This window comes from Halapricum sp. CBA1109 (assembly GCF_009741825.1).
In the GTDB taxonomy this organism is placed as follows: domain Archaea; phylum Halobacteriota; class Halobacteria; order Halobacteriales; family Haloarculaceae; genus Halapricum.
The window spans coordinates 1-10,970 of sequence record NZ_WPCA01000093.1; the positions used below are offsets into that span (position 1 = coordinate 1).

The following is a 10,970-nucleotide window of genomic DNA, read 5'->3' on the forward strand; positions in this document are numbered from 1 at the left end:
GGTCGGCTATCTTCCCGAGGGCGCGGGCGGCGCGGGCGCGGACCCGTGGGTCGCCGTCTTCGAGTGCCCCGGCGAGCGGTTCGAGGGCGTCGTTCTCGCCGTACTGGCCGAGGCCGCTCGCGGCCGCCATCCGGAGTTCCGGCACGTCCGACGAGAGGGCCTTCCGGAAGGCCTTCGCCCGGACCCAGTCCGCGCCGTCGTCGAAGTCGACACCGGCCATACTGGCGATCAGTTTGTCGATGGCGTCGTCGCCGAGTTCCTCCAGTGAGTCGACGGCGGCCGCGGTGACCGCGTCGTCGTCGTCCTGTTCGGCCGCCCGGACCAGCGCCGAGACGATGTCCGCCCGGTCGTCGTGGTCGGGGAAGTTCCCGAGCAACCCCGCCGCACGCTGTCGTATATCCGCGTTGTCGCTGCTCCGGAGGACGTCGATGATGTCCTGTACGTCGCCGTCGCGTTCGAGTTGGTACAGAGACATTATGGCTTGCGGTAGATCCGGTGTTGCTTGTCGACCGGTTCGAACTCGCCGCGCATCTCCGCAGGGATGGTTTCGGTCATCCCGATCATGAGGTAGCCGTCCTCCCGGAGGGACCCGACGATGGTCTCGAATATCGGGACCTTGTAGGAGGCGTCGATGTAGATGAGCAGGTTCCGACACAGCACGAGGTCCTTCTCGTGTTTGGGCTCTCCGCGGATCAGGTCGTGCTGTTCGAAGGTGACCATCTCCTTTACGTTCTCCCGGACGGTGAACGTCGACCCGTCCTGTTCGATGTAGGGGGAAAGCGACGACAGCGGTTCGAGTTCCTCGGCGATGTCGGTCGTCTGTGAGGTCTCGTAGACGCCCTCACGCGCCCGCCGGAGGACGTCGCGGTTGATGTCGGTCCCGAGGATGGAGAGCCTGCTGGCGTCTATCTCGGGGTCGTCGAGCGCGAGCATCGCGATGGAGTAGGGTTCACGGCCGTCGGCGGCCGGCGCACTCCAGACCTCGACGCGGCGGTTCTCGGCGGTCAACTCCCGCAGGACCGACCGGAGATGCTCCCACGCCTCGGGGTTGCGGAAGAAGCTCGTGACGTTGATAGACAGCGAGTCCAACAACGCCTCGCGCTCGTCGGCGTCGCGTTCGAGCAACCGGCGGTAGGCCCGGTAGCTGTCGGTGTCGGTCCGGCGCATCCGGGCGGTGATCCGCCGGTCCATGTAGGCGTCGTTGTAGAAGCCCGACTCGAAGTCCATCTCCTCGCCGATGAACTCAAGCAGGTAGTCGAAGCCGCGCTCGGAGCCCGAGCGTCGGGTCATCGGCCCACCCCGTGCGTCGTGTCGTCGTCGCTGTGCATATTACAGGGTCACCACGTCGAGGATGTGGACGATGTTGCCGTCCCCGAGCACCGCCGTCCCGGAGAGGCCGGGCGTGCCGCTGAGGATGCCCTCGAGCGGTTTGACGACGACCTCCTCCTGGCTGTTGACCGCGTCGCAGTGGAGGGCGACCTTCCGTTCGGACTCCCGGACGCGGACGAGCATCCCGTCGCCGTTCGCGTGGGCGCCGGGCACCTCGAAGGCGTCGTCGAGGTGGATGATCGGGTAAATCTCGTCGTTGTGCTTGATGACTTCGTCGCCGTTTATCGTCCGGGACTCGGTGGCGCTGGTAATCTCGTCGACGTTCTTGATCGGGATGCCGTACTGCTCCTCGCCGACCTGAACGAACAGCACCTTGACGATGGCCATCGTCACCGGGAGGCGCAGCGAGACGGTCGTCCCCTCGCCCGGTGTGGACTCGACGTTGACCGAACCGTCGAGTTTCGTCACCGTCTCGTGGACGACGTCCATCCCGACGCCGCGGCCGCTGGTGTCGGTGACCTCCTCGGCCGTCGAGAACCCGGGGTGGAAGACCAGATCGTATATCTCCGAGTCGGACATCCGCTCTAAGTCGTCGGCCGACCGGACTCCCTTCTCTAAGGCCTGTGACTTGATCCCCTCGACGTCGAGGCCGGCCCCGTCGTCGTGGACTTGGATGATCACGTGGTCGCGCTCGCGGGAGGCCGACAGTTCGATGGTCCCCTCGCGGGGCTTGCCGGCGGCCTCGCGCTCCTCGGGCGGTTCGATGCCGTGATCGACCGAGTTCCGGAGGATGTGCATCAGCGGGTCGGATATCTCGGTGAGGATGGTCCGGTCGAGTTCGATGTCCTCGCCCTCGATGTTGAACTCGACCTCCTTGTCGAGGTCGCGGGCGAGGTCACGGACCAGTCGCGGGAACTTCCCGACGACCTTCCGAAGGGGGATCAGCCGCATGTCCATGACGGTGTTCTGGAGGTTGGCGGTGATCTTGTCGAGTTCGTTGAGCGTCTCGCCCGCCGAGTCCAGTTCCTCCTGTTCGACCGCCCGGCGGAGCTTGATCCTGCTGGTGACCAACTGCTCGACGAGTCCGTGGAGGTCGTCCAGTTGGTCGACGTCGACTCGGACGGTCTTTATTTCGTCGACGGAGGTGCCGCCGCTGGAGGCGGCCGCGTCGGTATCGACGCCCTCCCCGGCCGCATCGTCCGGTCCGCTCACGGCGTCGGTGACCTCCGTGATCGACGCCGATTCGACCTTCCCGGTCGCGCTCATCACGGCCTCGACTGCCGACGCTTGTGCGCCCGTGACGAACGCCGCGAAGGTGTCCTCGTACTCACCGTCCTCGACGGCGTCACGCTCGGGGTCGGTCGCGAGGATGTCCAGTTCCGCCTCGATCGACTCCAGCGCGAGCATCCCGTCGACGCCGGGCATGTCGCTGTCGCCGACCGACACCTCGACGTGGTATATCGGTCCCTCGGCGTCGGGTACGTCGACGCCCTCGACCAACTCGGAAGCGTCGGCATCGGCGCCGTCTGTATCATCGGCCCCATCGGTGCCGCCGTCGTCGGTCGTCGGCACGTCGTCGCCCTCCATAACGCCGCGGATTTCGGCGACCATCGCGTCGGTGTCCATCGTCGCCTCGCCGCTGTCCTCTATCTCCTTGACGATGGCCTCGATGTCGTCGACGCCGGCGAAGATCAGGTCCATAACCTCCGGAGTGACGGCCATCTCGCCTTGGCGCATCTCGTCGAGCAGGTCCTCGACGGCGTGGGCGAGGGCGGCGGCGTCGTCGAACCCCATCGCCCCGAAGTTCCCCTTCAGGGTGTGTGCCGTCCGGAAGATGGCGTCCATCGCGCCCTCGTTTTCGGGGTCCGATTCGAGTTCGAGCAGGGAGTTGTTCAGCTCCGTGATCGCTTCCTCGCTCTCACGGATGAACGCGTCCAGATACTGGTCGTCCATGTCAGTGTGCCTCCTGTGAAATCATGCTGAGAATCGCGTCCGGGATGGTGTCGATGGGTTCGACGCTGTCGACACAGCCAGTCTCGATGGCCCGTTGGGGCATACCAAAGACGGCGGAACTGGCCTCGTCTTGGGCGATGGTCGCCCCGCCGCGCTCTTTGATCCGCCGGATTCCCTCGGCACCGTCCTCACCCATCCCGGTGAGGATCACGCCGACGAGCGGGTCGTCTATCGCTGCTGCGGCCGTCTCCATCGTCACGTCGACGGCCGGTCGGACGCTGTTGACTGGCGGGTCGTCCGTCAGGCTGACCCGGAGCGTCCCGTGGGTGTAGTTCGTGACCTCCAAGTGGTTGCTGCCGGCGGCGACCAGCGCTTGCCCGTCGCTGATGCGCGCGCCGTCACGCGCCTCGACGACTTCGTACTCGCTGCGGTCGTCCAGCCGTTGGGCGAACCGTCCGGTGAACCCGTCCGGCATGTGCTGGACGATCAGTATCCGGAGGTTCGCGTCGGCCGGGAGCGTCGACATAACCTGTTCGACGACTGTCGGGCCGCCGGTGGAGGACCCGATGATCAGCGTCGGGCGGTCGACGTACCGTCCCGCGGGGGCCGGCGTAACGCCGCCCTCCGGCGTCGTTGTCACCGACGGCGAGGTCGGGACCTCCTTGCCGGGTGTCGCCTCGGCGACGGAGAGGACGATGTCCACGAGTTGGTCTTTCAGCCGTGACATCTCCATCGACACCTCGCCGCCGGGCTTGGTGAAGAAGTCGACGGCCCCCTTCTCGAGGGCCCGGAAGGTCACGTCGGCGTCCTCGTCGGTGTGGGCGCTCAACATCAACACGGGCGTCGGGTTCTCGGCCATAATCCGCTCGACGGCCTCGATGCCGTCCATCTCGGGCATCTCGACGTCCATCGTCACCACGTCGGGGCTGTACTCTCTGACGGCCTCGACCGCTTCCCGGCCGTTTTTCGCCAGTGCCACGACGTCGATACCCCCCTCCGAGAGGATGTCCGAGATGACACTCCGCATGAAGTGTGAGTCGTCCGCGACGACGGCCCGTGTCTGTGATGGGTGTGCCATAATCTCTGATCCCGCACCGTGGCCGACCGCGACCGGTCGGCGTCGCTGGTTCGTGGTACCCACAGCGATACAATAAATACACCGCCCCAGTAATCATTCCTGATAGCACAGGAGACACACTTATCATCCTGTGTGGGGTGGATTCAGGCACCCACACCGCCGGAGTCGACCCCAATATGTCAACTGTTACAGACCAGGTGCTGGAGTTCCAGCTCGGCGAGGAGACGTACTGTGTCAGCATCGACTACGTGACCGAGATCGTCGACGTCGGGGAGTTGACCACGGTGCCGAACTCGGCCCCGCACGTCGAGGGCGTGATGGACCTCCGCGGTCGGACGACGTCGATCGTCAACCCGAAAGTCGTCTTCGACATCGACACGGAGGGCGCCGAACAGCGGATCATCGTCTTCGACCCCGAGATAGCAGCCGAGGACGGCGCGGTCGGCTGGCTCGTCGACGAGGTGTATCAAGTGAGTCAGGTCGAACCAGAAAACGTCGACACCTCGGCCGCGAGCGACGACACGAAGTCGATCCGCGGCATCGTCAAACGAGACGACGGCTTCGTCATCTGGGTCAACCCGGCGGCGATCCGGACGAACTGACCCCTCTGTTCAACAAGATTTTTTTACTCAGCCCGCAGAGGTAGTGCTAATCACCGTCGCGGGCGGGGATCGTCTACAATGATTGAGTTGACAAAGACGGGGATCGACGGACTCGATTCGATTCTCAACGGCGGTATCGTAAAGAACTCGACGACGCTGGTGAGCGGCAACCCCGGCGCCGGCAAGAGTATCCTCGGTCTGCAGTACATCTACAACGGCGTCGATATGTTCGACGAGAAGGGCATCTACCTCTCCTTCGAGGAGAACGCACAGGACCTCCGGGAGGCGGCCGAGTCCATCGGGCTGGACAAGTGGCCCGAGTACGTCGAGAACGGCGACATCCTCGTCTACGACAAGAAAGAACTCCTGCGGGAGAACGACTTCTCTTCCTCGCTCGACCTCCTGCTCGACGACTTCGAGGACAGCGAGTACGAGCGCCTCGTGTTGGACTCGCTTGCGATGTTCAACCTCTTTTTCGACGACGAGAAAGAGCGCCGCACGTACCTCCTGAAGTTCGCCGACATCCTCAAACAGAACGGCCTGACGACGCTGATGACCAACGAGCAGGGCGGCGTGATGCCCAAGACCGACATCGGACTGGAGAACTACCTGACCGACGGGAACATCTACCTCCTCCAGACGCCGACGGAGTCCGGCGTCAACCGATACGTCTGGGTGGCGAAGATGCGCAAACAGAACATCGAGACCGACATCTTCCCGATGGAGATATCCTGGGGCGGGATCACCGTCCACGAGAACGCCAGCGATTTCTCGATGATGAACGACAGCGAGTCGCCGATCAAGTGACGGCGATTCGGCACCTCCGACGCAGTATCACTTCTGAAACCGCCCGTGCTACGATTCCGCGAACCGCCGTGTAAGCGGTAGGTTTAAACAATATCGAAATCAAATTGTGATAATATGGCCTCAGTCGGTCTTCTCCGAACACTTGGAAACAAGTACAGTGCGGAGATTCTCGACGCGACTGACGAACCACAGTCAGCGCAGGATCTCAGCGAGGAGCTCGATATCCCCATCGCGACTTGCTACCGACGGATCGACGAACTCACTGACCACGGTCTACTCGAACTCCACGACAGTATCCTCTCGGACGACCGGCGGCGAATCAAGGTGTACCGTCGCAACGTCGAGTCGGTGACCGTCGAGTTCGACGAATCGATGTCCATCGACGTCGAGGAGCGCTCGGAGGTCACGAACAAACTCGACGAGGCGTGGCGCACGCTGTCGGAAGGATAGCGTCGATTATCACGGCCGATATTTTCGAAGGTATATTTATGCTTCGGTGGGGTGTAGCCCCGCTTACTGACGATGATCGAACTAGTCTACGCTGTTTTGACCCTGATGTTCATCGTGGCCGGGCTCACGATGGTCGGGATGGCGATGCGCGCGTACGTGCAGACGTCTCGAAACGCGATGCTCCATCTGTCGCTCGGATTCTCGCTCGCCGTCGCGGGCGCGGCCGCGACGATGATCAGTGCCTTCCTGACGGACTTCGCCGCCGACGGCGCCACGACCCAGTCGCTGTTGCTCGTCAACAGCGGTCTCACGACATTCGGTTACCTCTTCGTGATGTACAGTCTGGTCAACTACGACGCCTGATCACGGACTGTTTTCGATACTCGTAATTCGAATCTCTCCGATACAGGTCGACTTCACGACCGATGATTGCTCCACTTTGAGGCCCGTCTTTGCGGGTCAACTCCCCTGAAGAGGCTGTCGACTACGGTCGGGATATCGTCTGGTCGCCCCCTCCAAGCAATGTCCTATTTACATTTCCGGGGAGGTGGCTGCAATGTAGGTCTCAAACCCTCTAGCGTATCTTTTCATCTATAATATCTGGATCGATGGCCAGATATGGGCTTTTCACGGATGATAATCGGTGGACTAGCCTTATGTCCGATAGTCCAGAAGTGAGTAGTAGAGCCTGCATAGCAGGCGTGAACCACCAATGTTCGACAATTCAGACTCAGATCGACGCCGATGGGACCGCGGTCAGGTCGGCATCGGGGACGCTCATCGTGTTCATCGCGATGGTGCTCGTCGCGGCAATTGCAGCGGGCGTGCTGATCAACACGGCTGGGTTCCTCCAGTCGAAATCCGAGGCCGCCGGCCAACAGTCCGGCGACCAAGTGACCAACCGGCTGGAAGTCGCCTCCGCTACGGGTGCGGTCGACCAAGGCGATAGCCAAGTGACGGACGTGGACGTGACGGTCAAACAAGCTCCGGGTGCTGAGAACGTGGACCTGCGGAACGTGACTGTCTCGTGGGTCGAATCCGGCGGGACGTTCAAACTCGTCTCTGATGAGGTCGACTCCTCAGCGACGTCGGCCGACGGTCGCTTCGCCGTCACAGCGTTCAAGGACGCGGACGATTCGGCACCGGTGCTCAACGACCCGGACGACCGCTTCACGATGGTCTTCGACCTCGCGGACCCGGACTCGGCTAGTACCAGCAGTACGGAAGACGACGTAAGCTGGGAAACCGGGAACCTTGACAGCCAATACGACTACCTGTTCAGTTCCCACCTCGGCGAGGGACAGGTCGTGACGCTGAAGCTGACGACCCAGTCGGGCGCGACGAACAACGTCCGTCTGGTGGTCCCGCAGTCGCTGTCGGGCACTTCCGCGGTCAACCTCTAAATCGCTGCAGTCTTCCTTTCGTTTTCGTGTCGACTTGACCGGATAGCTGCCGCTCTCTTCTGACGTTTCAATCTCTAATATTTCCATCTCAGATCCGCTATAGTTGTTTTCACAGGTGATAACTGACGGGACAATGTTAATATGGATAGTACGGAAGAGTGTAGTAGAGCCTGTGTAGCAGGCGTGAAACATCAATGTTCGACAATTCAGACTCAGATCGACGCCGATGGGACCGCGGGCAGGTCGGCATCGGGACGCTCATCGTGTTCATCGCGATGGTGCTCGTCGCGGCGATTGCAGCGGGCGTGCTGATCAACACGGCTGGGTTCCTCCAGTCGAAATCCGAGGCCGCCGGCCAACAGTCCGGTGATCAGGTCACGAACCGGCTGGAAGTCGCCTCTGCGACCGGATCGGTCGATCAGGGCACCAGCCAAGTGACGGACGTGGACGTGACGGTCAAGCAGGCGCCGGGTGCTGACAACGTGGATCTGCGGAACGTCACCGTCTCGTGGGTCGAATCCGGCGGGACGTACAAACTCGTCTCGGACGTAGTCGATCACACGGCGACATCGGCCGACGGTCGGTTCGCCGTCACGGCGTTCAAGGACGCGGACGATTCGGCACCGGTGCTCAACGACCCGGACGACCGCTTCACGATGGTCTTCGACCTTGACGCTGACCCGGGAACTGGCCAGCTAAGCGACAGTAGCACCGACGTCAGCCAAGGCGGCGATGTCGACTGGGAGGAGAGCAACCTTGAGAACAACTACGACTTCCTGTTCAGCGATCACCTCGGTGAGGGACAGGTCGTGACGCTGAAGCTGACGACCCAGTCGGGCGCGACGAACAACGTCCGTCTGGTTGTCCCGCAGTCGCTGTCGGGCACTTCCGCGGTCAACCTCTAAACTGCGCGTCACTTTCTTCTCGGGTACCACGTTGGATAGCGGCAGCTCCTGCTCTCCCTCCTGGGGATTCCCTCCCTGTTTTCACTAGTAATACTCCCCGTTATTGGCCCGGATAGCCGTTCTCACGGGTGATAACTAGCGGGGTAGGGTTAATATGGAGGCTCCGAAAGTGAGTGGTAGAGCCTGCGAAGCAGGCGTGAACAACCAATGTTTGACAATTCAGATTCAGATCGACGCCGATGGGACCGCGGGCAGGTCGGCATCGGGACGCTCATCGTGTTCATCGCGATGGTGCTCGTCGCGGCGATTGCAGCGGGCGTGCTGATCAACACGGCCGGGTTCCTCCAGTCGAAATCCGAAGCGGCTGGCCAGCAGTCCGGCGACCAAGTGACCAACCGGCTAGAAGTCGCCTCCGCGACCGGTGCAGTCGACCAGAGCAGCGGTCAGGTGACCGACGTGGACCTGACGGTCAAGCAGGCGCCGGGTGCCGAGAACGTGGACTTGCGGAACGTGACCGTCTCGTGGGTCGAGTCCGGCGGGACGTTCAACCTCGTCTACGACGAAGTCGCGACGACTGCGACCTCGGCCGACGGCCGGTTCAACATCGAGGCGTTCAAAGATTCCGACGGTTCGTCCCCGGTGCTCAACGACCCGGACGATCGACTGACGATGATCTTCGACCTCGACGACGGCACGGGCTCGGGCTCGACCGACGTGGCGTGGACGCAGGACACCGGCGAATACCTGTTCAGCGACCACCTCGGTGAGGGTGAAGTCGTGACGCTGAAGCTGACGACCCAGTCGGGCGCGACGAACAACGTCCGTCTGGTTGTCCCGCAGTCGCTGTCGGGTACCTCCGCGGTCAACCTCTAAACTGCCGCAGTTTTCCTTTCGTTTTTGACGCCAACCAGTGGCGACACCGCCGACGGAATTATGGTGGCTCGTAACGCACGTGAGAGTATGGCAGGAGGGCAGGACGAGCCCGCCGATCGTGACGACGGCCGCGTCCTCGCACCGGAGGAGCTAGACCTCTCGGACGACGAGCACGTCGCCGAACTCGAGGAGGGCCGATACGTCGTCTCCCCGAACGACCCTATCGACGAGTCCCCGGCGGCGGGCGTCGCGTCCCGGTCCGACAGCGCAGACAGCGCCGATACCGGCGCGGCTCCCGACGCACAATCGACCGAGGAGGGAACGTCACGTGACCCCGAGGCGCTGTCCGAAGCGGAGCGCCGGCCGGCGGAGTCTCAGTCCACACAATCCCCGGAAATGACTGAGGGGCAGGTCCACGACTGGATCGAGTCCGAACTCGACGGGGTGAACTCCCGGTACGGGTTCGACGTCACTGCGAAGTTCGACGGGTCGGTCAGGCAGCGACAGATGATGTCGAACGACGTCGTCACGACCTTCGAGAGCCTGATCCTCTGGTGCGCACAGAACATCGACCGCGAGACGCCGGTCGAGGAGATTCTCGGTATCCTCCTGATGGAGTCGAACGTCCCGATACGCTACCCGCCCGAGAGCCTCAAGCGGGCCGTCCAGAACAACGGCCTCGGACCCGAGGACACCATCGCGGACCTGATGGACGCCGTCGAGGACGACGGACTGAAGTTCTGAGCGAGCGACGGGCCAGTCGTGGAGTTCCCTGACCCGGCGACGACTGCGCAACTGACCGCGACGGCGACAGTCGCGGTCGTTCTCACCGGCACACTGCTGACCGGGCCACTGCTCGGTGTCGTCCCCCTTGGCGACCCGCCGGCGGAGTCCGACATCGGCGACGGCACCGCGACCGTCGAGTCGGCGTCGCTGTCCGGGTCCGTGACGCTGTCGGACGGTCGGTTCGGGACCGGTGTCAGGTACGTCAGGATGCCAGCGGCGACCGTCGACGTGGCGTCGACGACCGGGCGCTCGCGGCTGGTCTACCGACTCGTCGTCCCGGAACTGGACGTCGAGGAGAGCGTGACGAAATCGCTAGACAGTCCCGGACAGTACCGGCTGTCGATGCGTGACGTGGCGGTGTCGCCCGACGCCAGCAATGAGTCCTTCGAGGGGCGCGTCACCGTGACCGTCCAGAGCTTCGCGGGCGAACAGACGGTGTACGACCGGAACGTCACCGTGGAGGAACAGCGATGAACGGCGGCGACGCGGCGCGCCGCCGTCTCGCCTCGGTCCGTCGGGTTCTCTTCGGTGACCGATTGGGCTTTGGGCTCTTTCTCGGGACGCTGTGTTTCGTCGCACTGACGTGGCGGGTCGGCTTCTTCATCACCGACAGCTACGCCGTGGCGAACACGCTGGTCAACGTCGCCGACGGGCACCTCTATCTCTCCCGAATCGAGTACTCCCTGACGCTCGGTTCCTCACAGCCGGGGTTACATCTCGTCGACGGCCGCGTGTACGGCCGCAACTACGGGCAGGTCTATCTCGCGCTGCCGGTGTCGAGCAA

At 63.0% G+C, this 10,970-nt stretch carries 12 protein-coding genes and 2 pseudogenes; 10 read left to right on the forward strand and 4 right to left on the reverse strand.

The genetic code is table 11. The features are described from left to right. The 4 genes from GJ629_RS10800 to GJ629_RS10815 form a co-directional block, all read right to left on the reverse strand. A partial coding sequence (locus GJ629_RS10800; RefSeq protein WP_197428557.1) for a HEAT repeat domain-containing protein occupies positions 1-475 on the reverse strand: 475 nt, incomplete at its 3' end. Then, entirely contained in the window at positions 475-1,290 is an 816-nt protein-coding gene (locus GJ629_RS10805) for a protein-glutamate O-methyltransferase CheR (RefSeq protein ID WP_157513046.1), read from the reverse strand. The genes GJ629_RS10805 and GJ629_RS10800, both read right to left, overlap by 1 nt. A gap of 39 nt (positions 1,291-1,329) precedes the next feature. After that, complete coding sequence (gene cheA / locus GJ629_RS10810; protein WP_157513048.1) at positions 1,330-3,282, reverse strand: chemotaxis protein CheA; 1,953 nt, start codon at positions 3,280-3,282, stop codon at positions 1,330-1,332. A 1-nt stretch (position 3,283) separates the two neighbouring features. Beyond that, the gene (locus GJ629_RS10815; protein ID WP_157513050.1) at positions 3,284-4,360 is read right to left on the reverse strand and encodes a chemotaxis response regulator protein-glutamate methylesterase; all 1,077 of its coding nucleotides are present in this window, start codon (positions 4,358-4,360) and stop codon (positions 3,284-3,286) included. Positions 4,361-4,536: 176 nt separating this feature from the next. Between GJ629_RS10815 and GJ629_RS10820 the strand changes: the two genes are divergently transcribed. The 10 genes and pseudogenes from GJ629_RS10820 to GJ629_RS10865 all read left to right on the forward strand — a co-directional run. Then, positions 4,537-4,962, forward strand: a complete 426-nt coding sequence (locus GJ629_RS10820; protein ID WP_157513052.1) for a chemotaxis protein CheW — start codon at positions 4,537-4,539, stop codon at positions 4,960-4,962. Positions 4,963-5,040: 78 nt separating this feature from the next. Beyond that, positions 5,041-5,769, forward strand: a complete 729-nt coding sequence (locus GJ629_RS10825; protein WP_157513053.1) for an ATPase domain-containing protein — start codon at positions 5,041-5,043, stop codon at positions 5,767-5,769. 114 nt (positions 5,770-5,883) lie between these two features. After that, entirely contained in the window at positions 5,884-6,219 is a 336-nt protein-coding gene (locus tag GJ629_RS10830; protein WP_157513055.1) for a helix-turn-helix domain-containing protein, read from the forward strand. A 72-nt stretch (positions 6,220-6,291) separates the two neighbouring features. After that, the gene (locus GJ629_RS10835; RefSeq protein ID WP_157513056.1) at positions 6,292-6,582 is read left to right on the forward strand and encodes a hypothetical protein; all 291 of its coding nucleotides are present in this window, start codon (positions 6,292-6,294) and stop codon (positions 6,580-6,582) included. Between the two features lie 349 nt (positions 6,583-6,931). Beyond that, positions 6,932-7,622: pseudogene (locus tag GJ629_RS10840) on the forward strand (archaellin/type IV pilin N-terminal domain-containing protein). A 194-nt stretch (positions 7,623-7,816) separates the two neighbouring features. Then, complete coding sequence (locus GJ629_RS10845; protein WP_157513059.1) at positions 7,817-8,527, forward strand: archaellin/type IV pilin N-terminal domain-containing protein; 711 nt, start codon at positions 7,817-7,819, stop codon at positions 8,525-8,527. Positions 8,528-8,734: 207 nt separating this feature from the next. Then, positions 8,735-9,400, forward strand: a complete 666-nt coding sequence (locus GJ629_RS10850; protein ID WP_157513061.1) for an archaellin/type IV pilin N-terminal domain-containing protein — start codon at positions 8,735-8,737, stop codon at positions 9,398-9,400. An 87-nt stretch (positions 9,401-9,487) separates the two neighbouring features. Then, the gene (locus tag GJ629_RS10855) at positions 9,488-10,144 is read left to right on the forward strand and encodes a hypothetical protein (RefSeq protein WP_157513062.1); all 657 of its coding nucleotides are present in this window, start codon (positions 9,488-9,490) and stop codon (positions 10,142-10,144) included. A gap of 18 nt (positions 10,145-10,162) precedes the next feature. After that, the gene (locus GJ629_RS10860) at positions 10,163-10,660 is read left to right on the forward strand and encodes a hypothetical protein (protein ID WP_157513064.1); all 498 of its coding nucleotides are present in this window, start codon (positions 10,163-10,165) and stop codon (positions 10,658-10,660) included. Then, positions 10,657-10,970 (forward strand): annotated as a pseudogene (locus tag GJ629_RS10865) (hypothetical protein); the annotation flags it as partial. The gene GJ629_RS10860 and the pseudogene GJ629_RS10865, both read left to right, overlap by 4 nt.